This is a genomic window from Halovivax sp. (assembly GCA_007119345.1).
Taxonomy (GTDB): Archaea; Halobacteriota; Halobacteria; order Halobacteriales; family Natrialbaceae; genus Halovivax.
The window spans coordinates 1-26,684 of sequence record SKPV01000120.1; the positions used below are offsets into that span (position 1 = coordinate 1).

Below are 26,684 nucleotides of genomic sequence, written 5' to 3' on the forward strand. Positions count from 1 at the left end.
AGGTGTGATTCGAGAGCGGGGTTCAGAACCCCCGCAGCTCGGCCAGCGCGTCAGCGGCGCTCCCGTCCTCGATCACGCCGCGCGCAACCTCGAGACCCTCCTCGATCGAATCGACGTCTCGACGCGCGTAAATCCGGAACGCCCCGTTGAGCGCGACGGCGTCGGCGAAGTGGTCCTCGCGCTCGCCCGCCAGCACCGCCTCGGTGATCCGCGCGGAGTCGCCCTCCAGGTCGTCGACCTCGAGGTCCTCGCTCTCCATCTCCATACCGAAGGTCGCGGTCTCGATCTCGTAGTCGTCGAACGCGCCGTCCGCCGCTCTTGGCTCGTCTCCGCTCGATTCTTCGGAGGCGCGAGGCGCCTCCCACTCGGCCACCTTCGTGTACCCCGGGCGGACGTCGTCGTAGCCTTCCATCCCCTGGAACATGATGACGCGGTCGTACTCGAGGCGCTCGCTCTCCGTGACGAGCGAGCACATCTTCTTCGCGAAGGCGAGGTGGTAGAACGAGCCGAGGTGGACCGAGGCGTTCGCCGGGTTGCCGACCGTCTCGATCGTGTTGACGAACGTCCGAACCCCCATCTGATCCCGGCGGTCGTACAGGTCGTGGATCCCGGGGTTGAACGCCGGCTGGTAGTAGAAGCCGAAGCCGATCTCGTCGACCATCTCCGCGCTCTCCGCGGGATCGAGCTCGGTGCGGACGCCCAGCTCGTCGAGGACGTGCTTGTACGCGCACGCCTTCTGGGTCGGCACGCGGTCGCCCGAGTGGACGACGACGGGCGTGCCGGCCGCGGCGGCGACGAGTCCCGCCCCGACGCCGAGGACGGCGGACGTGTGCTTGCCGTCGTAGTTCGCGCCGCAGTCGACGGGGTCGCAGTCGGGTTCCGCGGTGACGACCGACTCCTCGCGCACGACGTCCGCGTAGGCGGCGAGCTCTTCGGGCGTGTTGCGCTTCCAGCGGTTGGCGAGCCAGAAGGCACCGAGCGTCGTCGGGTCCGGCTCCCCGGCGAGAATTCGCTGCATGGCCTCGCGGGCCTGTTCCCGGGACATGTCGTCGGCCGACTTGTGTCCCGATCCGACCACCTCGGTCATGAGCCGCTTCAGCGGCCACTCGCCGAACTCCTGGGATGCCTGAGCCATACCGGCGGTTAGCCGGGGTTTCGCAAAAGCCTCCCGTTTTCGGTGTCCGAGCGCCCGCAATATAACGGGCTGGTGGACCGCTCGCCGCTGGTGGACCGCTCGCCGCTGGTGGACCGTGGTCGTGATCAGGTCCTCACAGCTCGATCGCCATCATCACCTCGTCGATGTACTCGTCGTCGAGCTTGTAGTGGCCCTCGCGGACGGCCTCGACGCCCCAGCCGCGGGACTCGAAGAACTCGAGGGCGTCCTCGTTGGTCGACGGCACACTCTGGTAGATCTTCTCGAGCCCGTTCGAACGGACCCACACCATCGCGCGGTCGAGCAACTGACTGCCGATCCCCATTCCGCGGTACTCCTCGAGGACGCCGACGGTCAACTCGGCGGTGTGACTCAGCTTCTCGAGGGTCGGGACGTGCAGGTGCGCCCAGCCGACGACCTCCTCGTCGACGGTCGCGACGAAGAACATCCGCGACTCGAGTTCGTTGTGGCGCAACAGGACGTCCTCGTGGTCGATCTCGTCGGCGATCGTCTCCGCCTCGATGTAGGTCATCTCCTCGACGACCTGGCGCATCGCGCCGACGATCCCGGAGAGGTCCTCCTGGCGGGCCGGCCTGATGGTGACCTCGACGTCCGCCGCGGTGAACGCTTCTCCCGCCTCGTCCACGTCGAGGGCGATGCGTAGCGTGCCGTCCTCGTCCTCCTCGAGGTAGCCGTCCCGCTTGAGGATGGCGACGTTGTGCCGGAACTCCCGCGAGTGCTGGGGCTCGCCGGGCGGATCCGGCGGGTACAGCGCCTCGCGAGCGTCGTCCTTCTCGACGGCGCCGCGGGCTTCGACGTGCGCGTAGACGCGTTCGCGCTCGTCGCCCTCGATCGCGATCGGTTCGGTGAGCTCCATGACGCGTGATAACGCTACCCACCACCTTAATCGTTCACGCCGAGCCGAAAGCGATACCCGTCGAACCCCCCAACGTCGACCGATGAGCGAGCAGTCGGGCGAGTGGCGCGCGGGGATCGACGACGTCGACGCCGCCCTGATCGACGGCTACCAGAGCGGCTTCCCGATCGCCGAGCGGCCGTTCGAGGCCGTCGGCGAGGCGCTCGGTATCGACGCCGACGAGGCGCTCTCGCGCGTCCGGGCGCTCCGGGAAGCCGGGATCTTCCGGCGGTTCGGGCCGGTCCTGAACCCGCCGGTGATCGGCTCCTCGACGCTCGCCGCGGTGAAGGCACCCGAGGACCGTTTCGACGAGGTCGCCGAGGTGATCAACGGGTACCGCCAGGTCAACCACAACTACGCCCGCGACCACGAGTGGAACGTGTGGTTCGTCGTCACCGCGGGCTCGCGGGAGACCCGCGACCGCATCCTCGCGGAGATCGAGGAGCGGACCGGCCTCGACGTCCTGGTGCTGCCGATGCTGACGGACTACTACATCGACCTCGAGTTTCCGGTGGTCAACGCGGATCGGTTCGCGCGGGAAAGCGCGGACCGACGGTCCGCGGGGAACGCGAACGGCGACGCCGTGAGCGAATCGGTCCGACGGGCGACGGACGCCTCGGCCACCCGCATCAGCGAGGACGCCGCGGGGGACCTGACCGCCTTCGAGGCGGACCTCCTGCTCGAGATCCAGGACGGGTTCCCCCTCTCGGCGACCCCGTACCGCGACGTCGCGGACGCCCTCGACGCCGACGTGTCGGACGTGCTGGCGGCGATCGAGCGCCTGCAGGACGACGGTTGCATCAAGCGCATCGGCTGCGTGGTCAACCACGTGACCACCGGCTTCGACGCCAACTGCATGGTCGTCTGGGACGTCCCGGACGAAGAGCGCGACGAGCGCGGCGAGCGGGCCGGCGAGCTGCCCTACGTAACCCTCTGCTATCACCGGCCGCGCCGTCCGGACCAGGACTGGCCGTACAATCTGTTCACGATGATCCACGGGCGCGACGCGGCGGCCGTCGACGCCAAGATCGACGAGCTCGCGGCCGAGTACCTGCCCTTCGAGCACGAACGGCTCTACTCGACCGAGACGCTCAAGCAGACCGGCGCGCAGTACGAGGAATTACTTTGAGGACGACTCCGGGACGGCACGCCGACCGATTCATCGGGCATCGACCGACCAGCCGGTAATCTCGTCGTAATCGCCGGGCGGGACTGGCCCGTCCAACAGGGGATCGTCCGTTTCGATCATCCACTCGCGCAGGCGCTCGGCGAGCTCCGCCCGCACCTCCCGGTACCGGGGTTCCCGGACGACGTTGTCGTCCTCCTGGGGCGCCTCCTCCAGGTCGTAGAGTTCCTCGTACGGACGCGTGGGGACGCCGAACGATTCCCGAACCTCCCGGCCGGCCTCGCTCGCGAAGATGTCGCGGGTGAGGTACACCTTCGGGAGGTGCCAGAAGTTCCGGACGTACTTGTAGCGCTCCGTCCGGATCGCCCGGACCGGATTGTACATGTCGTGCCAGGTCATTTCGGCGAAGATCTCGTCGTGGGCCTCGTACTCGTCCTCGCCGTCGAGCAGGGGTCGAAAGCTCCGTCCGTCGAGGCGGTCCGGCTCGGGATGGTCCACCCCGACGAGGTCGAGGATCGTCGGAAGCACGTCGACGTTCGTCACCAGTTCGTCGTACCGCTCGCCCCGAGGGACGAGGTCGGGATGAGAGAGGAGCAAGACGCCCTCGATTCCGGGATCGTAACAGCACCCTTTCGCCCGAGGGAAGGCGATCCCGTGCTCGGTCGTGAAGACGACGAGCGTCTCCTCGTCGAGGCCGGTCCGATCGAGCGCCTCGAGGATCGTCCCCATCGCGTCGTCGATGGCCCGGACCATCCCGCGCATCTCGGCGAGATCGCGGCGGATTCCCAGCCGATCGGGGAGGTACTGCAGCGGCGGAACCTCCTTCGGGTCCTCGATCTCGTAGTGATCGGCGTCGAATCCGTAGCGGCCGTTTTCCTCCTCGACGCGGTGGAGTTCGAAGAAGCCGACCGAGGCGAAGAACGGCGTCCGGTCCGACTCCGCCGCATCGTCGTCCGACGTCCCCGCGGCGTTCGACGCCCCCTCGAGAAATCTCGTGAACACGTCGGCGACGTTGCGAGCGCGGTTCGACTGGTGGACGATCGGCGAGACGCCCGGGTAGAGGTTCCCCTCGGAGTGGACGTAGTCGTAGCCGAGCCGATCGGTGTCCTGGCTGATGTGCTGGAGGCCGAAGAGGTGCGTCTCGTATCCGGCGTCCCCGAGGATGTGCGGCAGGATGCGCTCGTCGTCGTGTAACTCCCAATCTCCGTGGGCGAGACCCATGAGTCCGTTGGCGTGGGGATACCGGCCCGTCATCAAGCTGCCGCGGCTCGGCGAACACTGGGGCGCCGTGACGAAGTGGTTCTCGAACAGCGCCCCGTCCGCGGCCAGGGCGTCCACGTTCGGGGTCTCGACGTCGACGCCGTAGCACCCGAGGTATCGGCCGAGATCGTGACAGTGGACGAGAAGCACGTTCGGCGGCGGATCGGCCATGCCACCGAGGTATCACGACCGGGCGGATAATCCTTTGGCCGTCGACGGAACCGCGAGCGGGCGTTCGGGCCGCGTAGGCCGACCGTACCGGACCGTCGGAGGGCAGATCGCAGGACGGTACCGATCGCGAACCGCGGCGATTCATAAACGCCCGAATTCATCCGTCCGAACCGTTACCGCCGTGGCCCTGGGGCTCACTCGCATGCAGATCACCGGCGTCACCCAGCACCACCTGAGCCACCCGCTCGACGGGGCGTTCGAACCCACGTGGATCCCCGGCTATCCCCAGGGGAGCCACGAGGTCGAGCTGTTCGAGATCGAGACCGACGGCGGCATCACGGGACTGGCGGCCAGCCCCAGCTTCGCCGGCGGCCTCGACTACGCGGACGCGCTGTCGGTGTTCCTGGCGGGCGAGGACCCCCACGACGTGCGAGGCATCCGCCGGAAGCTCGACAGCGTCAACCTGATCGGGCCGCGTCCCTGGCACCTCGAGATCGCACTGTGGGACCTGATCGGGAAGGACGCCGGGAAGCCGATCTACGAACTGCTCGGGGGCACCGACGATCCGATTCCGGTCTACGCGAGCACTGGCGAGGTCCAGCCCGCCGACGAGCGGATCGCGTACGTCGAAGAGCGCGTCGCGGAGGGGGTCGCGGCCGTCAAGCTCCGCGTGCGAACCCTGGACGACCTGGAGATCGTTCGCGAGGTTCGGGACGCCTTTCCCGACCTCACGCTGATGGTCGACGCCAACAAAGGGTGGTCGGTTCGGGTGATGGAGGACGAGGTGCGGTGGACGTACAAGGACGCCCTGGCCGCCGCGCGAGAACTCGAGGAGATCGGCGGGGTCGCGTGGCTGGAAGAGCCGCTGGCTCGCCACGACTACGCGGGCTACGCCCGCCTCCGCGAGGCGACCGACGTCCCCGTCGCCGGCGGCGAGTTCAACGACGGACTCCACCACTTCCGCGAGTTCGCCGACCGCGACGCGCTCGACGTCTACCAGCCGGACGCCGCGCTGGCGACGGGGATCCTGGGCGCCACGGAGGTCGCCGGAATGGCCCGCGAGCACGGGGCACAGTTCGTCCCGCACACGTGGACGAACGGGATCGGGTTCGTCGCGAACCTGCACGTGATCGCCGCGGTCGGCGCCCCGTGGGTCGAGTATCCGATCGAGCCGCCCTGGACGCCCGACGCGCGTGACTTCCTGCTGAGCGAGACCCTCGAACACGAGGACGGCGCGATCGCGCCGCCCGACGGGCCGGGTCTCGGGGTGGAACTCGACGAGGACGCGCTCGCCGAGGCCGGCGCGGCGGACGCAGCGGGTGCGGCGAACGCGGAGGGGGGCTGACCGATGCAGGAGCGGTTCTACGACCGGGACCGGTACGCCGTCTCGGACGCGATCCGCGAGAAACACCGCTCGACCGCCGAGGACGTCGTCTCGCGCGAGCGGTACGGACACCTGATCGGCGGCGAGTGGGTCGACGCGGTCGACGGCGAGGACGGACCCGCGATCGACGCGACCACGGGCGAGACGCTCGCGACGGTCCAGATCGGCACCGTCGCCGACGTCGACCGCGCCGTCGAGGCCGCCCGCGAGGCCTTCGAGGGGAGCTGGGGCCAGCACGCGCCCCGCCAGCGCGCCGAGAAGCTCTCCGAGATCGCCGACCGGATCGAGGCGCGGAAGACGGAGGTCGCGAAGCTCGACAGCCTCGAGACGGGCAAGCCCAACATGCACGCCCTGTTCGTCGACTGCGAGGTCCTCGTCGAGCAGTTCCGCCACTTCGCCGCCCTCGCCAGGACCGCCGACGAGGGTCGGGTCGTCGGAGCCGGGGACGAGAAACACGTCTACACGCGCCGGGAGCCCAACGGCGTCGTCGGCGCGATCTCGGCGTGGAATTTCCCCGCGATGTTCGTCGCCTGGAAGCTCGGCCCGGCGCTGGCGACGGGGAACGCGGTGGTGTACAAGCCCTCCGAGCGGGCGGTCCTGTCGACGCTCGAGGTGGCCCGGATCTGCGATCGCGTGCTCCCGCCCGGGACCGTCAACGTCGTCACGGGCACCGGCGAGGAGGTCGGCGAGGCGATGACCGCTCACGGGGGAATCGACAAGCTGTCGCTGACCGGCTCCCGGGCGGCGGGCGTCGCCACGCTCGAGAACGCCGCGGAGACGATCACCCCGGTCTCGCTGGAACTCGGCGGGAAGAGTCCCAACATCGTGTTCTCGGACGCCGACGTCGACCGGGCGATCGAAGGGACGCTGGTGAGCATCTTCTTCAACTCCGGCCAGCAGTGTACCGCCGGCGCGCGCCTGTACCTCCACGAGGATATCCGCGAGGAGTTCCTCGAGCGGCTCCGCGAGCGAATCGACGAGCTCGTCGTCGGCGACCCCCTGGGACCGACGACCGACGTCGGCCCGATGATCGACCACCGCCACGAGCGACGGGTGCGGGAGTACGTCGAGGGCGCGCTCGAGGCGGGGGCGACCCGGTTGACCCGCGACGGGAAACCGAATGGGGGCGACGCGGTCGGCGCCGGTTCCATCGACGACGACCTCGCCGGCGCGCCGTTCGTCGCGCCGACCGTGTTGATCGATGCGGCCGACGACGACCGTATCGCCCGCGAGGAAGTCTTCGGCCCCGTCCTCACCGTCTTCGAGTGGAGCGACCGCGAGGAGGTGCTGGCGCGGGCGAACGACACGGACTACGGGCTCGCCGCCGGCGTCTGGACGACCGACCTGGAGGCGGCCCACGAGTTCGCCGCCGACCTGCAGGCCGGGACGGTCTGGGTCAACACCTACAACGACCTGCTCGACGCGGCGCCCCACGGTGGCGTCAAAGAGAGCGGGATGGGTCGAGAACTCTCCGAAGAGGCCCTCGACGACTACTCCCAGGTCAAGTCGGTTCGGGTGAACCTGGGTGACGTGCCGAAGTTCGGGTGAACGGGTCGGCCCGGTCGTGAGCAACCTCGCACGCGAGGCGGATCCCGTCGTCTCCGCCCCGCGACGGACGGGCCGCGAGCGGCCGCCGCGGCGGATTTTATTACCATCGTTCATTATCTTTAAGAGGCTGCGTACGGTTCGTTCACGTATGAGAGCCGTCGTCTTTCAGGAGGTGGGCGAACCGCTCGAAGTCGAGGAGGTCGACCGGCCCGACTGCGACGAGGACGGAGTGGTCGTCGAGACGGAAGCCTGCGGCGTCTGCCGGAGCGACTGGCACGCCTGGCAGGGCGACTGGGAGTGGCTCGGCGTGGTACCCACGCCGGGGCTGATCTTCGGGCACGAACCCGTCGGTCGGGTCGTCGAGGTCGGCGAGAACGTCGACACCGTCGACGAGGGCGACCGGGTGACGAACCCGTTCAACATGAGCGACGGGACCTGCCCGTACTGCCGGGCGGGTCGCGCGAACATCTGCGAGAAGATGGTGCCGATGGGGTTCGTCCCCTTCCAGCAGGGCGCGTTCGCCGAGGAGTACCCCGTCCGGTACGCCGACCAGAACCTCGTCAGAGTCCCGGACGGCGTCGATCCCGTCGACGTGGCGGGACTCGGCTGCCGGTTCGCGACCGCCTTCCACGGCGTCGGCCACCGGGTGGACGTCGAGCCCGGCGACTGGGTCGCCGTCCACGGCTGCGGCGGCGTCGGGCTCTCGGCCACCCACGTCGCGAGCGCGCTCGGCGCGAACGTGATCGCCGTCGACGTCGTCCAGGAGAAACTCGACCTCGCGACCGAGCTGGGCGCCGTCGAGACCGTCCACGTCGAAGCGGTCGAGGACGTCCCGCAGGCCGTCAAGGCCCACACGAAGGGGAGCCGCGGGGTCGAGGTCTCCATCGACGCCCTCGGCATCGCCGAAACCGTTCGAAATTCGGTCGACTCGCTCGCCAAGGGCGGCCAGCACCTCCAGATCGGGATGACCACGGCCGAGGAGGGCGGCGAGGTGGCGCTACCGATCGACGCGATGGTCACCGAGGAGCGCGAGTTCTACGGCTCCTACGGGATGCCGCCCCACGAGTACGACGAGATCTTCCGGATGATGGACGGCGAAAAGATCGACCCCGGCCGGATCGTCTCCGAGACCTGCGCGCTCGGGGACGTCCCCGAGGTGATGGAGCGCCTCGGCGAGTACGACACGCTCGGAATTCCGGTCTGCAGCGAGTTCTGAGCGCTGGTTCGGCGGTGGATCGAATTTCGGTCGGTGACCCCCGAACCCGACCCTTCCTCCCACCGGTCGGCGGTCACTCCGCTCCCGGCCCCGCGACGAGCTCGCCGTCGTCGGTCCACTCGCACTCGACAGCCTCCCCGTCGGGGTGGTACTCGGCGACGTGGGAGTAGAACACCTCCTTCTCGGAATTAAGCTGGATGGTCCCGTGTTCGGCGTACTCCGGCCACATCCGCCACGTCTCTCCCGTTCGCAGTTCCAGTTCGGCCACCTCGATCACGGCTCGGTACATCCCGTACCGATACTCGACGTCGCCGCCGAGTTCGACCTCCCGACCCGCCGGGACGGTCACCGACTCCTCGACGAGGAGTTCGCCCTCGGTTTCGACGTCGACCTCCCGGTCCGTGGTGGCCGCGTACTCGATACGAACGTCGAACGTGAAATCCGATTCCGCGTTGTTCCGAATCGCGACCGGCTCGGTCTCCGGGAGCGTCTCTTCGATACGGAATCGGTTGACGTCCCCCTCCGCCTCGACCTCGACGGCGTAAAACGTCCCGGATTCTCTCAGGTACGTCTCGTCGACGTCGATGATCTTCGGGACGACGAGGTCGTCTTCGGTCTCGTACACGCCCTCCTCGAGAGCGACGGCTAGCTCCGTCTCCGCGGCGGCGGGAAACGCGGAGTCGACGCCGACGAATTCGCGACCGCAGCGCTCGGATTCCACCACTTCGCCCCCGTCGGATTCGTCCTCGCCGACGGCGCCGCTCAGGCAACCGGCCAGCGCAGCGGTCGTCGTCCCGACCCCCGCGAGGAGGGAACGTCGTTTCATAGCCGCCGTCGAACGACCACGGACAAAGGTCTACCCCAAGGTAAAGCGCCTCTCGTACCGTGGGATGGCTCGAACGGCCGATTCGATCTCCCGGGCCGACGCCGAAACCGTCGCGGGCAGGCGTCCGAAATACCCGCCGTCGTCGGTCCGCCGTTCGCGAGGGGCACGGTCCTCGAGCCGGCCCGGTTCGGATCGCCGGCCGGCACATAAAAGCCCCGATCCCTTCGGGGGAATCGCGAAGACCGGACGCGCCGACGTGCTCCCCATGGCGTACGCGCTCCCGAGCGAGGCCGACGAGTGGATCGAAGAGTGGCGAGACCAGCTCAACGCCTCGGAGGAGTACGCCGAGGCCGGCGAGGGCTGGGGGATCGGGTTCAACGGCGACTTCCTGTTCGAGATTCGGCCGGACGACGTCTACGACGGCGAGTCCGTGTACCTCTTCGTCGCCCTCCAGGACGGCGAGTGCACCGACGCCTGTCGGACGGACGATCCCGAGGGAGCTGACTGGGGATTCGCCTTCCGCGGCGACTACGAGGACTGGAAGCGGCTCATCCGCGGCGAGGTCGGCGCCGTCGAGGGCATGATGGACGGCGAGTTCGACCTCGACGGCGACATGCAGAAGGTGCTCCAGTACAGCCAGGCGGCGATGGTGATGACCGACAACGCAGCGTCGGTCGACACGGAGTTCGAATACTGACGAGACGGACGAGGGGGCCGCCCCCGCGCCGGGCGGCGACCGCGGCGGGACCGTCGGTAGCGTTATGACCAGCTTTGGCGAATGATGACACGATGCAGGCGGCTCGCTTCAGGCTCCGGGTGCCGGAGGGTTCGTTTCCGGGCGTCGACCGAGCGCTCGCGCGAGCCGACGGCGTCGAACGCGAGCAGCTGGTCCAGTTCGAGTGGCTCACCGACGGCTCGTACGCCCTGCTGTACCGGCTGCGCGTCGACGACCCCGCCGCGGTGGAGAGCGTCCTCGAGGACAACCCGGAGGTGCGCGCCTCGTCGCTCCGCCGGTTCGGCGACCGCTGGTACTGTTACGTGCACGTCGCCGAGCGGGACCTCCTCTCCGAGCTGCTCGCCGTCGCCGACGAGAACGCGCTCATCATCGACCGGCCGGTCCAGTTCGTTTCCGAGGGCGTCGCGCTCACCGTCGCCGGCACCGGCGAGGGACTCCAGGGCGCCTTCAGGGACGCCTCGGACGCCGTCCGCATCGACGTCGAGTGGTCGGGCGAGTACCAGCCCGGCGCCGGCGACGCCGGCTGCCAGCTGACGCCGCGACAGCGCGAGGCGCTTCGGACGGCCCACGATCTCGGCTTCTACGAGAACCCGCGGCGATCCGACTACGAAGAGCTCGCCCACGCCCTCGACTGCGCTCCTAGCACCGCCAACGAGCTCCTCCGGCGCGCCGAGACCGCGATCGTCGACGCCGTGCTGGATGGGTGAGGTGACGTCGCTTATCTCCGGTCGCCGCGGCCTCGTCGGCGACCGCCCTGACGCGCTCGGTCGTCAGTGAGGCGAGCGGGACCACCTCGGCGTCCGTCTCCGCGGCGATTTCGGGGTGAGCGACGACGCTCGACAGCCCTGCCCAGGTCGTTCGTTCCGAATCGAATCGTGGCGGCGGAGGCGGCGAGTTCGACGGATCCACGATTCCGAACGGGACGGACGAACCACCAGGTCCGATCGGGGTCGGTCCCGCGACAACGTCGACCCGGTTATCGACGGATTCATGCGCAACTGTGCTAATTCGGAGACAATGAGACGGGTGGGGGCTCCGACCGCCTCGGGCGGACCGACCGCTGACGGGACCGACGACGAGGACCAGCGCCGATGAGGGGGTTCGTCGTCGGCGGCGTCAGTTCCGGCGTCGGCAAGACCGTCGCGACGCTCGCGATCGCGAGCGCTCTCGAGGAGGCGGGCTACGACGTCCAGCCCGCCAAAGCGGGCCCCGATTTCATCGATCCCAGCCACCACCAAGCCGTCACGGACCGCCCCTCGCGGACGCTCGACCTGTGGCTCTGCGGCGAGGCGGGGGTCCGGCGGAACTACGCCCGCGGAGCGGGCGACGTCTGCGTCGTCGAGGGCGTGATGGGGCTGTACGACGGCGACGGCTCGAGCACCGCGATGGTGGCCGAGGCGCTCGACCTGCCGGTCGTCCTCGTCGTCGACGCGAGCGCGGGAATGGAGAGCGTCGCCGCGACGGCGCTCGGATTCCGCCGGTACGCGGCCGAGATCGGCCGCGACGTCGACGTGGCGGGGATCGTCGCACAGCGAGCCCACGGCGGTCGCCACGAGCGGGGCATCCGGGACGCGCTACCCGAGGAGATCGCGTACTTCGGACGGATCCCGCCCTCCTCGGACCTGGAGATCCCCGACCGCCACCTGGGGCTGCACATGGGCGAGGAAGCGGCGCTCCCGTCGGAGGCGCTCGCCGAGGCCGCGGAGACGATCGACGTCGAGGCGCTCGTCGACGTCGCTCGAGATCCGCCGGCGGAACCGGAGCCGGCGGATGCGGAGACGGGCGACCAGCGAACCCACTCCGACGACGCGACGGTGGCCGTCGCGGACGACGCCGCCTTCTGCTTTCGGTACCCGGCGACGATCGAGCGATTCCGGGACCGCGGCGACGTCGTCTCGTTCTCGCCGGTCGCCGGAGACCGCGTCCCGGTGTGCGACGGCGTCTACCTGCCGGGTGGCTACCCGGAACTGCACGCCGAAGAGCTCGCCCAGAGCCCCACGCTCTCCGACCTCGCCGACCGGGCTGCCGACGGACTGGCCGTGCTCGGCGAGTGCGGCGGCCTGATGGTGATGAGCGAGTCGCTCACGACCGTCGACGGCGAGACCCACGAGATGGCCGGGATCCTGCCGGCCGAGGTGACGATGCACGAGCGGTACCAGGCGCTCGACCACGTCGAGCTGGCGGCGACCGACGGGACGCTGACGGCTCGGGCGGGCGAGCGGATCCGCGGTCACGAGTTCCACTACTCGAGCGCCGACGTCGGATCGGACGCCCGATTCGCGTTCGACGTCGTCCGCGGCGACGGGATCGCCGACGAGCGCGACGGCCTCCTCGAGTACGACTCGCTCGGCACCTACGCGCACGTTCACGCCGAGAGCGGCGCGTTCGATCGGTTCCTCGAGTCGCTCGACCGGTGAGTTCCGTCGACGGAACCGTCACGCCGGTGCGAGTTCCCGGCGGACCGAACGACGCCCGCGCCACCGGCGTGTCGGGCCGCGGCTCGGCCGATTCGAGAATTCGTTATCGACGGACTGACGGTCGCTACCACCGATATACCGATCTCTTTAGGCGCGAAGGTTGTGCCCGGTGACGGCCAACGTCGGCCGATGACAGACCCCCACGCCGTCGATCCGCACGCGGTCTACCGGCTGTTGAGCGACGAACATCGTCGTCACTTGCTCTCCCGGTTGCTGGAGGCCGAGTACGCCACCGTCGAGGGCCTGTCGCGGACGCTCGCCGCTCGCGAGGAGGGAACGGCCCCGCGCGCCGTCTCCGAGGGGGCCATCGATCGCGTCGGCATCTCGCTCGTCCACGACCACCTGCCGCGGCTGGCCGACCACGGCCTCTGCGAGTTCGACGCCCGGAGCGGCGACGTGGTCACGACGGATGCGTTCGAGGAACTCCGCCCGCAGCTCGAAGGCGCGCTCGATATCGACGGGATCGCCGACCGCGAGCCCCAGTCCGAACTGACGGTCCTCTACAGCGAGCCGCCCGAGGACCGGTTCCTGGTCGAAGACGCCTAGGCGGTCCCGACCGACTCGATCGACGACGGCTCCGATCGGCGGACGACGGAATCTACGGACCGCTCTCATCCGCTGCCGAGTGGTTCTACGGACGGGTCTGAGCGATGGACGACTCGATCTCTGGACGATCGCGACCACCAGACGGCTCTCGGCGCTCTTTTCGTTCGGTGACGGACCGAACGGCGACCGACGCCCCGTCACTCCCGGATGAGTTCGACCCGGTCGGAGAGTTCGTCGATCCACCCTTCGTACCGCTGGAGGACCGCGTCAGGCGCGTCTCCAGTTCGTCGCGGGCTCGCCGGCACAGCGCCTCGGCACGCGTCCGGTCTCCCTCCTCGAGGGCGGTTTCGATCAGGTGGCCCGCGACCGCCAGGATGTCCTGCGGCGCGCCGACCGTCTCGAATCGATCGAGCGCCGCTCGCCAGTGCGCTCTCGCCCCGGCGATCGAGTTGCGTTCGGCGGCCACGCGTCCCCTCGACCGGCTGGGCACCCTTCGTCGTGCGTCGTCCCCAACCGCTCGAACGTACGCCGGGCCGCCGCCGCGAAGTCGCGGGCCGATACCTGTGTACACATAAATGACGATCTTCGGCGAGTAGAACATCTACTCACGGTATTCGTCGTTCCACCACGTGCGATCCGAATGAAACGTTGTGCGGAATTTCACTCCCATCCGCGGGATCACCGTCCGGGACGATTCGACGAACCCAGTGAATTCGAACTCGACGGCGTGGTTCCGTTATCGAAATCCGATCGACGATCCGAGAATCGCTCCGTCGAGGTCGGTTCGATGCCGGGGGTGGATAGCTCCCCGTAGGACGGCGACGGTGGATTCGTCCACGGATTCGATGGGAGCCGCCGGTCGCTCCCTCACTTCCCGGTCCGACGAACGGTGACGATCGACGGTTCCCGGGTATCGAACCGAGCAGTTCCCGTCGGTTTTCTTAACCGGCCCATTCACGTCGGTTGCCTGAATCAACCGGCTCTCGGGTCGCGAAACGAACCACTCCAGTCGGTCGGTAAAATCGACCAGCCGCCGACCGAGGACAAAACAAGTTTGTCTACTACAATCAAAATTGTTTTAGGGACGACCGAAGATGAGCCGGGTGATGCCACCCATCGCGTTGTCACACGGTGCGAAGGCGGGGCCGACCGAACCGGAGCGGCGAGCCGTCCTGAGCTCGAAACTCGACCTCGGACCCGACGATCCCGAGTACGGCTACACGCGGGGTCGGCTCGTCGCTGTCCGCGACGCCGAACTCGTCGTTCGGCGACTCACCGAGCAGAGCGAGAGCGTCCTCGTGGGGCTGGAGACGTCCCATCACGTCTTGCACGAGGCGTTCCCCGCGGAGGAGTGACGATGGCGAAACCGGAGCGTGAGTCGGCGCCCGCCCTCGAGGCGGTCGTCGACCTCGGCGAACTAGATCCCGCCCGGAGCCGGCACATGTGGCGCCGGTCCGGCGTCCTCGTCCGGAACGGGCTGGTCGTCGTCGGCACCTGGAACGGCGAGGTGGCGGCTTTCGACGTCGAGACCGAAGCTGACGGCGCCGGGGGCGCCGACGACGTGGCGATCGACGGCGACGCCTTCGCCCGTTCGGAGCGCTGGCGTCGCTCGTTCGACGCCCACCCCGTCACCCTGGCCGAGGCGGGCGACGCGATCGTCGTCGGCTGTCGCGGCGGTGCGGGCACGGTCGCCGCGCTCGGCCCCGAAGGCGGCGGCGAGCGGTGGGCCTACGACGGGACGGCCGACGTCGGCGAATCCACGTCGGACGGCGTGTTCTACTGGCCGTACGTCGTGGCGGTCGCGGACGATCCGACCGGCGGCTGTTTCGCGGCCGTCCGTCGGTACGAGCGCGACGGGGACGACCGCCGCTGGCACAGCGCGGTGCTGGCGTTCGACGCCGACGGGGCGGTCCGGTGGCGGTACGAGACCGACGCCTCGCCGATCGCGATCGACCGCGACGCCGCCGGCGAACGCCTCGCCGTCGGCTACAACCGGTGTTTCGCCGACCACCAGCACGGGCTGGTGGTGCTCGACGCGGCCACGGGGGAGGTCGCATGGGACTGGGATCCCGGCACCGAGGGCGATCGGCGCGTGGGCGACGTGGCGTTCGACCGCGAGACCGACGCGCTCGCGGTGACGAGTCACGGCGACTACTGCGGCTACGTGTTCGACCCGGACGGCGGGACGGACGCCCGCGGGACCGGCCGCGAGCGCTGGCGGGTCGAACTCGCCACCGAGCGCGAACTGGAAGGGCAGACCCTCTACGCCTACCCGAACCACGCGTACGCCCACGACGGCCGGGTCGCGTTCGTCACCGGAAACACCTACGCCCGCGAGAACCGCGAGACGGAGACCCGCCACCCGGACGAGCACACCGGGTTCGGCTACGACGCCGACGGCGAACGACGATTTACGGCGGATACGGGCGGCTTCGTCCACGAGCTGGCGGCCGACGGCTCGAGCCTCGTCCTGCCCAGCGCCCAGAACTTCCGGGTGCGGGACGCCGAAACGCACGCGATCCGGAGGCTCGACCTCGATACCGGTTGCGTAGACGTCGCGCCGACCGACGGGATCGTCACCGCCGCGGCGACGGACGGCGAACTCGTCGCGGCGATCGAGGAACCGATCGTCTACCACGACGACGGACGGACGCTCGGCTCGTACGCGCTACACGTGGGCTCGCTCGACGGGTGAGCGACGGCCGCGTCGATTCACGCGCCGGGCCTGACCACACGCGCTAGACCCGACCACCCGGCCGACCGCTCACTTCGGCACCCACACCAGCGGCACCTGCCGCCAGGCCCACGGCTCCTCGGGTTTGTCGACGACCTCCCAGAAGCTCCGCGGCCAGGTGCCGAGCGCGTCGTGGATCTTCCGATAGGAGAGGGTGCTCTCGCCCTCGAGCGTCAAGCGGAACCGTTCGGCGAATCGGTCGGGGTCGTAGCCGGGGCCGAGCGTACGGTCGGTATCGTCTCCGAGCGCCCGCCTGTAGTGGGCTCGACCGAAGTCGTTGATGTAGCTCACGACGAGGTGACCGTCCGGCGCGACCGCGTCGTACAAGTTGGAAAGCGCCGTCTCCGAGTCGGCCACGTAACAGAGCGTCGCGAAGCAGAACACGAGGTCGAACGTCCGGCCGGGATCGAACTCGGGGAGGACGGCGCGCTCGAAGCGGACGTTCCCGACGCCCTCTTCGTGCGCTCGGTCGCGGTTCTCGGCGAGGACGGGATCGGCCGCGTCGTAGCCGATCACCGTCGTCTCCGGGTACCCGTTGGCGAGCTCGAAGACGAGCGCGCCCGGGCCGCAACCCACGTCCGCGATCGAATCCGGGACGCCCTTCGCCCCGAAGAAGTCCGCCAGCAGGTCGACCGCGTGAGCGGCGCTCGGCGTGGCGCCGGTGCGGTCGTCCTCGTCGGCGTCGGTCCAGAATCGGTTCCAGTCGATCGTGTCGGGGTGGGTGGCGTCGGTCATGGGTGACTGAGATCGGTCGGGCGCGATCGGCACGTACGGCCGAGCGGATCGGCCGCTCCGGTGGGGCGCCCGCTCGCACACTTCGAACCAGTCCCCGCGGGCGTTTCCGCGGGACCCCCGCGTGCGCCGGGTCGCGGCGGGTTCGAATACCCGACAAACTCGCGGCGGGTTCGGATACTCGACGAGCTCGCGACAGGTTCGAGGACCGACGAGCTCGCGACAGGTTCGAGGACTCGGCGGGAAACGACGATCAGTTTCGAACGTAGACGAGCGGGTTGTCGCGGCCGATCCACGGGGCGTCGGGTCGCTCGACGACCGACCAGAAACTCCGCGGTCGACGACCCAGGATCGTTTCGACCCGGTCGTACGACAGCAGGTTTCGCTCCGCGAAGACCAGCCGGTAGCGTTCGCGGAAATCGTCCGGGTCGCCCGGGAGCGGCCGATCGGCCTCACCCCGCACGAGCCGTCGGTAGGTCGACAGCGTTAGTCTGTTCGGATAGTTGAACACGAGGTGACCGCCGTCCGCGACCCGAGCGAAGAGTTCCCGCAATGCGGTTTCGACGTCGTCCACGTAGTGCAGCGTCGCGTAGCAGTAGACGAGGTCGAAGCTGCGGTCGACGTTCGGTTCGGGAAGGTGGTCGACGGCGACGGTGACGTTCTCGAGCCCGCGATCGGCGATCCGCTCGCGCGCCTCGGCGATCGCCGACGGCGCGGCGTCGTAGCCGTGGACCGCCGTTTCGGGGTACCGCGTCGCCAGTTCGATCGGACACGCCGCCGGCCCGCAGCCGAACGAGGCGACCGAGTCGGGGACGCCCCGGGTCTCGAAGAACTGCGCCAGGAGGTCGGCCTTGCCGTACTGCCCGACGTGGGCGCTCCGACGGCGGTCGCCGTCGGCCTCGGTCCAGAAGCGGTGCCAGTCGAACGGGGTCGTGAGGTCGGATTCGGACATCTGCAGTATTGTTGGGTCGATTTTTTATTTTCGGTGACGTGGGTTCGCTTTCGAACGTCGCGGCCCCGGGGAGACCCGCTCGACGAAACGAGACCGGCGCAGACGGAACGGGGCGGATCAGCCGACGAACCGACGGATGTCGTCCGCCACCTCGTCGGGCGTCGCCGGCGCGGCGTCGGGCACGCCGTCGTACCAGCCGGCGTCCCAGTCGTCCGACCCCGCGAGGTTCTCGAGGGCGGGGTCCGCCTCGACCGGCGAGGCGCGGAACAGGATCGTGTGCGTCGCGGCGCGAGGCTCGTCGTCGCCGACCACCTCGTGCTCGACCCGGCGGACGAGCTCCGCCCCGTCGATCGAGATCGCCAACCCAGTCCCGGTACACCAGTCCTCGATCGAGCTGTAGGCGGCGTCGAGCCAGTTGTCGTCCGAAACCGGCTCCCAGGGCAGCCCGGCGAACCCGCGCCCTTCGTTCACGAAACAGCACACCTCCCCTTCACCGTTCGTGACGCCCACGACGGCGGTGTCGCGCACGCCTCGCTCGAAGTCCTCGAGGTCGTCGTAGACGGCGGTCGCCTCCTCGTAGACGACGTCGGGACGCTCGCGGAGCGTCGCGGGGTCGATCGAGTCCGGTTCCGAATCGGCGGCCGTGGAGTGCGGTGAGTCCGTCATCGTGCTGGGACGCGCGGGATCGGCGGGCGATCGGTCGCGGAGGACGGAGTCGGAGTCGCCGGCGGCCGACGTTCGCCGATAGCCGTCGAACCGAACGAACTTCGTCGACCCGGTGGCCCGGACCCGATCCCGGCCGTAGTGCGTAGCACGCGCTACCCGATAACTCTTACCAAATAGATTGAGTTTTTTCCTCACTTACAATTTCGAGACGGATAGATTTAAATCCTGCGTTTTGAGTAGCGATTTCCCCCTCGACGGCGGTCCTCTTTAGGGCTCGTAGAACGCCTCCGGTCCGTGATCGTCCTGCCAGGCGAACGCGAACAGCCGACGCGCGGGCACTCGCTCGAGCTCGCTGCCGTCGGCCGACTCGCCGGTCGCGCCGTCCCAGGTGGTGCCGTCGGCGACCAGCCGACCCTCCTCGTCGACCTCGACGTCCCCGCCCGGATGCTCGAAGGCGTGGAGGCCGTCGTCCGCGACGACTACGACGTCGGTTCCGCCGACCGCGAGTTCGAGGACGCCGCCAGCGGCCTCGACGCTGGGGAGCGGAACGCCGACCGCCTCCTCGCCGATTTCGAGGCCGAGGACGACCGTCTTCGCCTCGATATCCTCCCGCTCCCACTCCCGTCCGCCCTCCCCGCGGTGGGCGGCGAGGCCGAATCCGTCGCTCGAGAAGTACCCGCCGTAAGGGCGTTCGTCGTAGTCGATCGGCTCGGGATCGTCGCCGTCGCCCGCGGCCTCGCTCTCGCCGTCTTCCACCGGCTGGAGGACGACGCCGTCGGGATACTCCGCGGCGAATCGCCGAGCGGTGAGCGTCGTCGCCGGGAGGACGTCGAGTCGGTCGCCCGCTAGTTCGCCCGCGATGGCCTCCCCCGCGGACTGCTTCCACTCCGACTCGGTCTCGCGGTCGTACATCACGAGGTCGTCGTCGGCGAGTTTGCCGCTGACGCCGAAGGTCAGGGGTCGGCCGTCGACGCGGCGGTCGTAGACCACCGCGCTTGCACAGAGCGGACACCACGTGACGGCGATCGGGATCGACTCGGCGTCGTCCGCAGCGTCGAACCCGGCGGCGTCGATCCGCCCGACCTCGTCGTTGACGATCTCGTGATAGTCCAGGATCCGGAGCGGGTACGCCCGCGCCGGCTCGGCGTCGACGACGATCACCTCGTCGTCGCCGGACCAAGGGTACTCGTCGGCGAACCGCGGCGCGTCGATGCTCGGGATGGAGTCGCGGGGAATCACCTGCCGGACGTGCATGGGCGATCGTTTCGCGAGGAGTGCCAAAGGTGCTGGTATCGATCGACGGGCCGGCGATCGCCCCCGGCGGCTTCGAAGTCCCTCGAACGGCGACCTCCGCGTTCGATCGCGGCGACCCCTCACACCGGTTCCGGGCCGGCGCTAGTGACCAAATGTGGTTACGATTCGGAAAGATCGGAAAGGCTTCCCACAGCTCGATTTTGGGGCCGGAGTGCGGCACGCGATAGACTTATCGGCCGGCGTGCTAACTGTTGGTGCAAGATGCCGTCCCGTCGGGCGTACCTGAGTTCGGTTTCGGGCGCCGTCGCCACATCGCTCGCCGGCTGCACCGCGTTCGGCGCGGGCGGCGATGGCGACCTCGCGCTCGCGACGACGACGAGCGCCTACGAGTCCGGCCTGCTCGACGAGCTCCACGCCGCGTTCACTCGGCGGACCGGCGTCCGAGTGAGCGCGGTCCCGCGGGGGACCGGGGCGGCACTCCGGACCGCGCGCGACGGCGACGCGGACGCGGTTCTCGTGCACGCGCGGGACCTCGAGGAGGAGTTCGTCCGCCGAGGCTACGGCGTCGAGCGCCACGAGGCGTTCGCGAGCGACTACGTGTTCGTGGGTCCGCCCGGCGACCCGGCCGACGTCTCGGCGGCGAAGACGACGGCGGAGGCGCTCGAGACGATCGCGAACGCCGAAGCTTCGTTCGTCTCGCGCGGCGACGACTCGGGAACCCACCACCGCGAGCTGTCGCTGTGGGACGCGACGGCGGCCGAGCCCGGCGGCCGATGGTACACCGAGGTCGGGCAGGGAATGGGCTCGACGCTCGTCCACGCGAGCGAACGGGAAGCCTACGCGCTGAGCGATCGACCGACGCTCGGGTCGATGGTCGACAACGTCGACCTCGTCGTGTTGCTCGACGGGCCGTTGCGCGGCGGCCCGGACGAGCTCGCCAACCCGTACGGCGTGATCGCGGTCGATCCCGACCGGCGGGGATCGGTCGACCACGAGTCCGCGTCGGCGTACGTCGACTTCGTGACCGGCCCCGACGGCCAGGAGATCGTCGACGAGTTCAGGGTCGGCGGCGAGCGCATCTTCGAGCCGGCGTCGAACCGGGCGGAGGTGACCGAACGTGTCCGTGCGCGCGAGGAGGAGGGCGATTCCGCGTGAGCGGGAGCCTCTCGGACCCGACGTACCTCCGGAGCATCGTCGAGGTCTCGTTGGCGGTGAGCGTCACGGCCGTCCTCCTGAGTACCGCGCTATCGCTCCCGATCGCGTTCCTGGTGGGATTCAACGACTTCCGCGGCAAGCGCGTCGTGACGGCCATCATCAACACCGGGATGGGCTTTCCCAGCGTGGTCGTCGGGCTCCTGGTGCTGTTCGCGCTCTCGAGGGAGGGCCCGGCCGGCTCGCTCGACTTGGTGTTCACGCCGCAGGCGATGATCCTCTCCCAGCTCGTGCTCGCGGCGCCGGTGATCACCGGCGTCTCGCTGTCGGCGATCGAGGGCGTCGACGAGAGGGTGCGCGAGGCCGCCTACGGGATCGGCGGCACGCGGACCGACGTCGCGCTCTTCACCCTCCGCGAGGCCAGGTACGGCGTCGCGACCGGCGTCCTCGCGGGCTTCGGCCGGGCGATCAGCGAGGTCGGCTCGGTGCTGATCGTCGGCGGAAACGTCGCCTACGCGGACGGCACCTCGAAGACCCGAACGCTGACGACGGCCATCCAGCTGGAGGCCAGCCGCGGCGAGTTCGAGACGGCGCTGTTGCTCGGCGCCGTGCTGCTCGCCCTCGTCTTCCTGATCAACGGGGTCGTCCTCCGGCTGCGCGGACGCTGATTCACCCACCATGCACCTCGAACTGACCGACGTCTCCCACGGCTTCGACGGCGATCCGGTGCTCGAAGACGTCTCCCTGGCGGTCGCCGACGGCGAGATCGTCACGATCATCGGGCCCTCCGGCGCGGGCAAGACCACGCTGCTCCGGCTGGCGAGCCTCTTCGAGCCCCCGGGCGAGGGCGCGGTCCGCTGTGACGGGGTCGACCCGTGGGCGCTCGCCGAGAGCGAGCGCCTCGCCCGGCGCCGGCGGATCGGCGTCGTCTTCCAGCGCGCGAGCCTCTTCGACGCGACCGTCGCGCGCAACGTCGAAGCCGGCCTCCGCGTGCGTCGCCCGTGGCGCGAGCGGCTGATCGACGCGCCGCGTCGGCTCCTCGGACGATCGACGACCGACGGGGACGAGCGCATCGAGCGGGCGCTGGCGCTCGTCGGGCTCGAGGAGCATCGCGAACGCCACGTCGAGTCGCTTTCCGGCGGCGAGGCACAGCGGATCGCCTTCGCGCGAGCGCTCGCCTACGATCCCGATCTGCTGGTACTCGACGAACCGACGTCCGATCTCGACCCGCGGAACACGGCGATCTTGGAGCACGCCGTCTCCCGCGCCAGCGATCGAGGCCACGGCGTCCTGCTGGCGACCCACGACATGCACCAGGCCCGACGGCTCTCCGACCGCGTCGGCGTCCTCCTCGACGGCGAGCTGATCGAGGTCGGGCCCGCGACGCGGGTGTTCGAATCCCCCCGCGATCCGCGGACGCGCCGGTTCGTCGACGGGGACCTGCTGTACGACGCCGCGGCCGAGGAGCTGCCGGACGTCGAAACCGAGGCCGCACCGACCGAAGAGTCGAGACGCTAGGCCCGAATCGCCCGCCCGCCATCCCCCGTGGCGCGAAGATTTACGGGTGCCCTCGTGTGACGGGAAGGCATGACGCTACTCGTCCCCTTCGACGACTCCGAACTGTCTCGCGCGGCCCTCCGCAAGGCGGCCGAACTGGGCGACCTCCGCGACGAGGAGGTGCTCGCGCTCTCGGCGATCCCAGACGACGCGGACTTCGCCCGGGATCGCGGCTGGATCGCCGAGGACGAGCCGCTCCGAATGGAAGAACTCGAGTCCGCCCTCCAGAGCCGGGCGAAGGAGGTCGCCCCGGAGTCGACGTTCCGGATCGAACTCGTCGGCTCCGACGAGCCCACCGCGACCGCCGCGTCCACAGTCGTCAGGGCGATCAGACGGGTCGCGAACGAGGTGGGGGCCTCCGTGGTGTTCGTCGGCAGCGAGAACGCCGGTTCGGTCATCCGTCCCGACGCGAGCGTCGGCGGATCGGTCGCGAGCGACCGAGCCTACGACGTCTACGTCGTCCGGAAGACCGAGTGAGCGGCGACGGTCCACGCCGTCGATCCCGTCGGGGCCGACGATTCCGTCGGGGTTGACCATCTCGTCTGGGCCGACGATACGTCCGTCGACGGATCATCGCACGATCATCACCGGGACGGACGCTCTGCGGGCGACCAGTTCGGCGACGCTACCGAGCAACACCTGGCCGGGACTATCCCGACCCCGGCTCCCCGGGACCCCGCGATCCGCCTCGCGCGCCTCGGCGAACACGGCCGCCGCCCGTTCGGACGGTCGTTCGCTCGCCGCATTCAGTCCGTCCGATTGGGCGTCGGTCAGCAACGTGTAGCTATCCGCGCGGGTCGGATCAGTGACGCGGATGACCGAAATTTCGGCGTCAGGGTGCGTTTCGCACGCGAGCACCAGCGCATCCGTCGAGACGTCCGAGCCGTCCACCGGAACGAGTACGTGATCGACCGTATCCCGGATTCGGCGACCGAGTAGCAGGGCGCTCGGGAGTGCGAGCCGGCCCCGGACGGGAGGCGCTCGGCCTGACGAGGGACTGACTCGGGGCCCCAAGAACATTCGCGTGCTGACGGGGCGCTCAATCGTCCGCGTCCGGCACACGGGCTCGTTCGCGCCCGCATCCCCTACACCTATTACGATCCGACCGGGAGTGTCGATGCACGAACCGGTTCGAAATCCGGCACATCGATATCCCATGGGCGATTTCCCACCCGTCTTGCCCCTCGAAGATCCGATCGTCATCTTCGGCCTGGCGATGCTCGTCTTCCTGGCGGCGCCGCTGGTCCTCCAGCGAGCCCGCCTGCCCGGCATCGTCGGCATCATCCTCGTCGGCGTCGCGATCGGCCCCGAGGGGCTGGGGATCCTCGAACTGGACGCCACCTTCGACCTCCTGGGGACGATCGGGCTGGTCTACCTGATGTTCGTCGCGGGCCTCGAGATCAACCTCTCCCAGTTCATCGAGTACAAGGATCGGAGCGTCGTCTTCGGGCTGGCCTCGTTCGTCATCCCGCAGGTGATCGGGACGGTCGTCGGGTACTACCTCCTCGGGCTGTCGCTCGCGGCCGCCGTCCTCTTCGCGTCGATCTTCGCTTCGCACACGCTGCTCGCGTATCCGGTCATCAACCGACTGGGAATCGTGAAGAACGAGAGCGTGACCGCGACCATCGGCGGGACGATCATCACCGACACCCTCGCGCTGCTCGTGCTCGCGGTGGTCGTCGCCGCCTCCGTCGAGGGCGGGATCGGACCGGAATTCTGGCTGTGGCTCACCGTCGGGCTCGTCCTGCTGTTCGGCGGCGTCTGGGTGATCGTTCCACGGATCGGCCGCTGGTTCTTCCGGACCGTCGACCAGGAGAGCTACTACGAGTTCCTCTTCGTGATGGCGGTGCTGTTCGTCTGCGCGTACGCGGCGGAGGTCGCCGGCGTCGAGCACATCGTCGGCGCGTTCCTCGCCGGACTCGTGCTCAACCGGCAGATCCCCGAGACGGGTCCCTTGATGAACCGCATCGAGTTCGTCGGCAACGCGCTGTTCATCCCGTTTTTCCTGCTGTGGGTCGGCATGCACGTCGATCTGAGGGCGCTCACCGAGGGCACGGACACGCTGGTGATCGCCGGCTCGCTGATCGTGATGGTCCTGGTGACGAAGCTCGCGGCGGCATGGCTCACGGGCCAGGTCTACGACTACTCCCGCGACCAGACGATGACCATGTTCGGCCTCTCGGTCGGTCAGGCCGCCGCCGCGCTGGCGATCGTTCTCATCGGCTTCGAGGCCGACCTCTTCGACGAGAACATGCTCAACGCCGTCATCCTGATGATCCTCGTGGTGAGCGTGATCAGCCCGGCGATCGTCGACCGGTACGGCCGCGAGGTCGTTCGCGCGGAGACCGAAGCGGAGTACGACCCGGGCGAGGCACCCCAGCGCGTGATGGTGCCGTTCTCTCGGAACTCCCACTACCAGCGTCAGCTGCTGGATCTGGCGCTGATCGTGCGCGGCGCCTCGCCGGAGCCGCTGTACACCCTCACGGTCGCGAAGCCGGGCGCGGACCTCGAGACCGACGCGGAGATCGCCGAGATCGAGGAGGCCCTCGAGGGGACCGAAGAGTACAGCGCTGGCGCCGAAGTGCCCGTCGAGAGCCAGACGCGCATCGACCACAACGTCGGATCCGGCATCGTTCGCGCCGTCCGGGAGAACCGGATCTCGACGCTGGTCATCGGCTGGGACGGCGCCGCCTCCCGCCGCCAGCGCGTCTTCGGAGACGTCATCGACCGCGTGCTCACCCGGACCAAGCAGCTGGTGCTCGTCTCCCACGTCCGCGAGCAGATCAGCACGACCGAGGAGGTCGTGTTGATCCTCCCGCGCGGGATCGAGCACAACGACGGCTTCTTCGAGGCCGTCCACACCGTCGAACGGGTGAGCGAGGGGCTCGGCGCGTCGATCCGCGCGCTGGTGGTCGACGCGGATCCCGAGCGAATCGAGCGGTTGTTCGAGCTGGTCGACCCGAAGGTGCCGGCGGAGTTCGAGCGCGTCGAGGGCTGGAAGGCCCTGCTCGACGTGCTCCGCGACGACGTCGACGACGACGACGAGCTGATCGTCGCGATGAGCGCGCGCCGCGGCACGATGGGCTGGCACGACGAGCTCCGGACGCTGCCCAAGAGCATCTCGACGCTCACGGAAGGGAACTTCCTCGTCGTCTACCCGGCCGACGCCGAGAAGGACGACGATCGGCAGTTCCTCCAGTTCAAGTGATCGACGACCGGCGTCCCGAAGTGCGAGTGATCGACGATCGAGGGCTCCTCCAGTTTGAGTGATCTGCGGTCCGATTCGACGCTCTCTTCTGATTTTGGCGCTCGAGAGCGGCTCGTCAGCAACTCCACGGGCTCACGAACGGCTCGTCAGCAACTCCACGGGCTCACGAACGGCCCGTCAACAACTCCGCGAGCTGTCCGGTGCGCTTCGTGAGCACCTCCGTCGTCGCGGAAGCCTCCTGGAGTCGATCGTTGACCGTCCCGTAGAGCGCCGCGAGCGAAACCTCGCCGTCGTCGGCGGTCCACTCGCTCGCCTCGCGGACGGCGGTTCCGCACGCGTCACAACGGTCGAGGCCCCCGGACCCCGGGTCGCCCACGACCGGTTCGAGGCAGGCGTGACAGCGTCCCGCGGCGGCCACCGCCGTCTCGGCGAGCACCACGACCTCGACCAGCAGGTCCTGAAGCGTCCGCGCCTCGTCCCGGACGGCGTCGAACGCGAGCGCGACGTCGTCGCCGAGGTCGACGGTCTCCGCACCGGCACCGGCGAGGTGGCGGTCGACGACGGCGAGGGCCAACCTGACCCGCCGCCTGTCGTCGAGGTACCGCCGTCGAGCCGCCTCGTCGTCGGCGTCGACGCCGCCGGTGGCCGTCGCCGCGAAGTCCGCGACGTCGGCGACGGCCGACCCCTGCGTCGTCGTAACCTCCCGGAGAAGCGCCAGCAGACCGTCGGCGGGGTCGGTCCCGAGGCGGCGTCGCCACCCCGGCGGATCCCCGCGCAACGTCCCGTGACACCGTTCGCAGACGCTCGCCAGTAGCTCCCGGTTCGCGGGCGCGTCGCCGTCGTCGTCGATCCGGTAGACGTCGAGATCCGCGGGACCGTCCCCCTCGGCCTCGCAGTGGACGCAGGCGTAGCCGTCGCGTTCGAATACCGTTCGGTCGTCCGCACGCCCGCGTTCGTTCACGAACCGGGGAAGACTGCGATTGGGGAAAAGCGTTCGGGTGGAGGGCGAGGCGGTGAGCGAAGCGAATCGCCTCGGAACGGCGAGCGGGGAGGGACGACCCGCGAGCAGC

At 69.2% G+C, this 26,684-nt stretch carries 24 protein-coding genes and 1 pseudogene; 15 read left to right on the forward strand and 10 right to left on the reverse strand.

What is annotated here, in order from left to right; translation table 11 throughout:
* Nucleotides 1-22: 22 nt before the first annotated feature.
* The gene (locus QZT59_RS07855) at nt 23-1,135 is read right to left on the reverse strand and encodes an anthranilate phosphoribosyltransferase (RefSeq protein WP_290813840.1); all 1,113 of its coding nucleotides are present in this window, start codon (nt 1,133-1,135) and stop codon (nt 23-25) included.
* 133 nt (nt 1,136-1,268) lie between these two features.
* Entirely contained in the window at nt 1,269-2,030 is a 762-nt protein-coding gene (locus tag QZT59_RS07860; RefSeq protein ID WP_290813843.1) for a GNAT family N-acetyltransferase, read from the reverse strand.
* Between the two features lie 82 nt (nt 2,031-2,112).
* Between QZT59_RS07860 and QZT59_RS07865 the strand changes: the two genes are divergently transcribed.
* Nucleotides 2,113-3,198 (forward strand): Lrp/AsnC family transcriptional regulator, encoded by a 1,086-nt coding sequence (locus tag QZT59_RS07865; RefSeq protein WP_290813846.1) that lies wholly within the window; start codon nt 2,113-2,115, stop codon nt 3,196-3,198.
* A gap of 30 nt (nt 3,199-3,228) precedes the next feature.
* Here QZT59_RS07865 and QZT59_RS07870 read toward each other — a convergent pair whose 3' ends face one another.
* Nucleotides 3,229-4,626: a sulfatase gene (locus QZT59_RS07870; protein WP_290813849.1), complete on the reverse strand. Its 1,398-nt coding sequence runs from the start codon at nt 4,624-4,626 to the stop codon at nt 3,229-3,231.
* Nucleotides 4,627-4,828: 202 nt separating this feature from the next.
* Here QZT59_RS07870 and QZT59_RS07875 point away from each other — a divergent pair, with 202 nt between their 5' ends.
* The 3 genes from QZT59_RS07875 (at nt 4,829) to QZT59_RS07885 (ending at nt 8,774) form a co-directional block, all read left to right on the forward strand.
* Nucleotides 4,829-5,971 (forward strand): mandelate racemase/muconate lactonizing enzyme family protein, encoded by a 1,143-nt coding sequence (locus QZT59_RS07875; protein WP_290813852.1) that lies wholly within the window; start codon nt 4,829-4,831, stop codon nt 5,969-5,971.
* Nucleotides 5,972-5,974: 3 nt separating this feature from the next.
* A complete protein-coding gene (locus QZT59_RS07880) occupies nt 5,975-7,558 on the forward strand; it encodes an aldehyde dehydrogenase (RefSeq protein WP_290813855.1) in 1,584 nt (527 codons plus the stop codon).
* Between the two features lie 148 nt (nt 7,559-7,706).
* Nucleotides 7,707-8,774, forward strand: coding sequence for a zinc-dependent alcohol dehydrogenase family protein (locus QZT59_RS07885; RefSeq protein WP_290813858.1), 1,068 nt, complete (start codon nt 7,707-7,709; stop codon nt 8,772-8,774).
* Between the two features lie 73 nt (nt 8,775-8,847).
* On the opposite strand, the gene QZT59_RS07890 is transcribed toward QZT59_RS07885, so the two are convergent.
* Entirely contained in the window at nt 8,848-9,600 is a 753-nt protein-coding gene (locus tag QZT59_RS07890) for a hypothetical protein (RefSeq protein ID WP_290813861.1), read from the reverse strand.
* 265 nt (nt 9,601-9,865) lie between these two features.
* On the opposite strand from QZT59_RS07890, the gene QZT59_RS07895 reads away from it, so the two are divergent.
* The 6 genes and pseudogenes from QZT59_RS07895 (at nt 9,866) to QZT59_RS07920 (ending at nt 16,054) form a co-directional block, all read left to right on the forward strand.
* Nucleotides 9,866-10,297: an SCP2 sterol-binding domain-containing protein gene (locus QZT59_RS07895; protein WP_290813864.1), complete on the forward strand. Its 432-nt coding sequence runs from the start codon at nt 9,866-9,868 to the stop codon at nt 10,295-10,297.
* Nucleotides 10,298-10,389: 92 nt separating this feature from the next.
* Entirely contained in the window at nt 10,390-11,043 is a 654-nt protein-coding gene (locus QZT59_RS07900) for a helix-turn-helix domain-containing protein (RefSeq protein WP_290813867.1), read from the forward strand.
* 384 nt (nt 11,044-11,427) lie between these two features.
* Complete coding sequence (locus QZT59_RS07905; protein WP_290813870.1) at nt 11,428-12,753, forward strand: cobyrinic acid a,c-diamide synthase; 1,326 nt, start codon at nt 11,428-11,430, stop codon at nt 12,751-12,753.
* A gap of 189 nt (nt 12,754-12,942) precedes the next feature.
* Complete coding sequence (locus QZT59_RS07910; protein ID WP_290813873.1) at nt 12,943-13,359, forward strand: hypothetical protein; 417 nt, start codon at nt 12,943-12,945, stop codon at nt 13,357-13,359.
* Nucleotides 13,360-14,558: 1,199 nt separating this feature from the next.
* Nucleotides 14,559-14,714 (forward strand): annotated as a pseudogene (locus QZT59_RS07915) (DUF3209 family protein); the annotation flags it as partial.
* Nucleotides 14,715-14,716: 2 nt separating this feature from the next.
* On the forward strand, nt 14,717-16,054 hold the full coding sequence (locus QZT59_RS07920; RefSeq protein ID WP_290813876.1) for a PQQ-binding-like beta-propeller repeat protein: 1,338 nt from the start codon (nt 14,717-14,719) through the stop codon (nt 16,052-16,054).
* A gap of 69 nt (nt 16,055-16,123) precedes the next feature.
* Here the strand turns inward: QZT59_RS07920 and QZT59_RS07925 are convergent, their stop codons facing one another.
* The 4 genes from QZT59_RS07925 to QZT59_RS07940 all read right to left on the reverse strand — a co-directional run bounded on the left by QZT59_RS07925 (nt 16,124) and on the right by QZT59_RS07940 (nt 19,697).
* Complete coding sequence (locus tag QZT59_RS07925) at nt 16,124-16,828, reverse strand: trans-aconitate 2-methyltransferase (RefSeq protein ID WP_290813879.1); 705 nt, start codon at nt 16,826-16,828, stop codon at nt 16,124-16,126.
* A 250-nt stretch (nt 16,829-17,078) separates the two neighbouring features.
* Entirely contained in the window at nt 17,079-17,777 is a 699-nt protein-coding gene (locus QZT59_RS07930; protein WP_290813882.1) for a trans-aconitate 2-methyltransferase, read from the reverse strand.
* A gap of 117 nt (nt 17,778-17,894) precedes the next feature.
* Nucleotides 17,895-18,443 carry a hypothetical protein gene (locus QZT59_RS07935; protein ID WP_290813885.1) on the reverse strand — a complete coding sequence of 183 codons (549 nt, stop codon included), beginning with the start codon at nt 18,441-18,443 and terminating at the stop codon, nt 17,895-17,897.
* 267 nt (nt 18,444-18,710) lie between these two features.
* Entirely contained in the window at nt 18,711-19,697 is a 987-nt protein-coding gene (locus tag QZT59_RS07940; protein WP_290813888.1) for a DUF3179 domain-containing protein, read from the reverse strand.
* Nucleotides 19,698-19,958: 261 nt separating this feature from the next.
* Here QZT59_RS07940 and QZT59_RS07945 point away from each other — a divergent pair, with 261 nt between their 5' ends.
* The 4 genes from QZT59_RS07945 to QZT59_RS07960 all read left to right on the forward strand — a co-directional run bounded on the left by QZT59_RS07945 (nt 19,959) and on the right by QZT59_RS07960 (nt 22,883).
* The gene (locus tag QZT59_RS07945; protein ID WP_290813891.1) at nt 19,959-20,852 is read left to right on the forward strand and encodes a substrate-binding domain-containing protein; all 894 of its coding nucleotides are present in this window, start codon (nt 19,959-19,961) and stop codon (nt 20,850-20,852) included.
* On the forward strand, nt 20,849-21,517 hold the full coding sequence (locus QZT59_RS07950; RefSeq protein WP_290813893.1) for an ABC transporter permease: 669 nt from the start codon (nt 20,849-20,851) through the stop codon (nt 21,515-21,517). Before QZT59_RS07945 ends, QZT59_RS07950 begins: the two co-directional genes overlap by 4 nt.
* 10 nt (nt 21,518-21,527) lie before the next feature.
* Entirely contained in the window at nt 21,528-22,367 is an 840-nt protein-coding gene (locus tag QZT59_RS07955) for an amino acid ABC transporter ATP-binding protein (RefSeq protein ID WP_290813895.1), read from the forward strand.
* Between the two features lie 69 nt (nt 22,368-22,436).
* Nucleotides 22,437-22,883 carry a universal stress protein gene (locus QZT59_RS07960; protein ID WP_290813897.1) on the forward strand — a complete coding sequence of 149 codons (447 nt, stop codon included), beginning with the start codon at nt 22,437-22,439 and terminating at the stop codon, nt 22,881-22,883.
* 93 nt (nt 22,884-22,976) lie between these two features.
* Here the strand turns inward: QZT59_RS07960 and QZT59_RS07965 are convergent, their stop codons facing one another.
* A complete protein-coding gene (locus QZT59_RS07965; RefSeq protein ID WP_290813900.1) occupies nt 22,977-23,297 on the reverse strand; it encodes a universal stress protein in 321 nt (106 codons plus the stop codon).
* Nucleotides 23,298-23,562: 265 nt separating this feature from the next.
* On the opposite strand from QZT59_RS07965, the gene QZT59_RS07970 reads away from it, so the two are divergent.
* Nucleotides 23,563-25,614 (forward strand): cation:proton antiporter, encoded by a 2,052-nt coding sequence (locus QZT59_RS07970; RefSeq protein WP_290813903.1) that lies wholly within the window; start codon nt 23,563-23,565, stop codon nt 25,612-25,614.
* 163 nt (nt 25,615-25,777) lie between these two features.
* Here the strand turns inward: QZT59_RS07970 and QZT59_RS07975 are convergent, their stop codons facing one another.
* Nucleotides 25,778-26,575: an HNH endonuclease gene (locus QZT59_RS07975; protein WP_290813906.1), complete on the reverse strand. Its 798-nt coding sequence runs from the start codon at nt 26,573-26,575 to the stop codon at nt 25,778-25,780.
* Nucleotides 26,576-26,684 lie beyond the last annotated feature (109 nt).

Coding starts and splice junctions, on each gene's coding strand:
- QZT59_RS07900 (WP_290813867.1), top strand. CDS start 10,390: ATGCAGGCGGCTCGCTTCAGGCTCCGGGTGCCGGAGGGTTCGTTTCCG.
- QZT59_RS07925 (WP_290813879.1), bottom strand. CDS start 16,828: ATGACCGACGCCACCCACCCCGACACGATCGACTGGAACCGATTCTGG.
- QZT59_RS07920 (WP_290813876.1), top strand. CDS start 14,717: ATGGCGAAACCGGAGCGTGAGTCGGCGCCCGCCCTCGAGGCGGTCGTC.
- QZT59_RS07855 (WP_290813840.1), bottom strand. CDS start 1,135: ATGGCTCAGGCATCCCAGGAGTTCGGCGAGTGGCCGCTGAAGCGGCTC.
- QZT59_RS07875 (WP_290813852.1), top strand. CDS start 4,829: ATGCAGATCACCGGCGTCACCCAGCACCACCTGAGCCACCCGCTCGAC.
- QZT59_RS07895 (WP_290813864.1), top strand. CDS start 9,866: ATGGCGTACGCGCTCCCGAGCGAGGCCGACGAGTGGATCGAAGAGTGG.
- QZT59_RS07870 (WP_290813849.1), bottom strand. CDS start 4,626: ATGGCCGATCCGCCGCCGAACGTGCTTCTCGTCCACTGTCACGATCTC.
- QZT59_RS07910 (WP_290813873.1), top strand. CDS start 12,943: ATGACAGACCCCCACGCCGTCGATCCGCACGCGGTCTACCGGCTGTTG.
- QZT59_RS07945 (WP_290813891.1), top strand. CDS start 19,959: ATGCCGTCCCGTCGGGCGTACCTGAGTTCGGTTTCGGGCGCCGTCGCC.
- QZT59_RS07955 (WP_290813895.1), top strand. CDS start 21,528: ATGCACCTCGAACTGACCGACGTCTCCCACGGCTTCGACGGCGATCCG.
- QZT59_RS07860 (WP_290813843.1), bottom strand. CDS start 2,030: ATGGAGCTCACCGAACCGATCGCGATCGAGGGCGACGAGCGCGAACGC.
- QZT59_RS07930 (WP_290813882.1), bottom strand. CDS start 17,777: ATGTCCGAATCCGACCTCACGACCCCGTTCGACTGGCACCGCTTCTGG.
- QZT59_RS07905 (WP_290813870.1), top strand. CDS start 11,428: ATGAGGGGGTTCGTCGTCGGCGGCGTCAGTTCCGGCGTCGGCAAGACC.
- QZT59_RS07970 (WP_290813903.1), top strand. CDS start 23,563: ATGGGCGATTTCCCACCCGTCTTGCCCCTCGAAGATCCGATCGTCATC.
- QZT59_RS07880 (WP_290813855.1), top strand. CDS start 5,975: ATGCAGGAGCGGTTCTACGACCGGGACCGGTACGCCGTCTCGGACGCG.
- QZT59_RS07885 (WP_290813858.1), top strand. CDS start 7,707: ATGAGAGCCGTCGTCTTTCAGGAGGTGGGCGAACCGCTCGAAGTCGAG.
- QZT59_RS07960 (WP_290813897.1), top strand. CDS start 22,437: ATGACGCTACTCGTCCCCTTCGACGACTCCGAACTGTCTCGCGCGGCC.
- QZT59_RS07865 (WP_290813846.1), top strand. CDS start 2,113: ATGAGCGAGCAGTCGGGCGAGTGGCGCGCGGGGATCGACGACGTCGAC.
- QZT59_RS07940 (WP_290813888.1), bottom strand. CDS start 19,697: ATGCACGTCCGGCAGGTGATTCCCCGCGACTCCATCCCGAGCATCGAC.
- QZT59_RS07890 (WP_290813861.1), bottom strand. CDS start 9,600: ATGAAACGACGTTCCCTCCTCGCGGGGGTCGGGACGACGACCGCTGCG.
- QZT59_RS07935 (WP_290813885.1), bottom strand. CDS start 18,443: ATGACGGACTCACCGCACTCCACGGCCGCCGATTCGGAACCGGACTCG.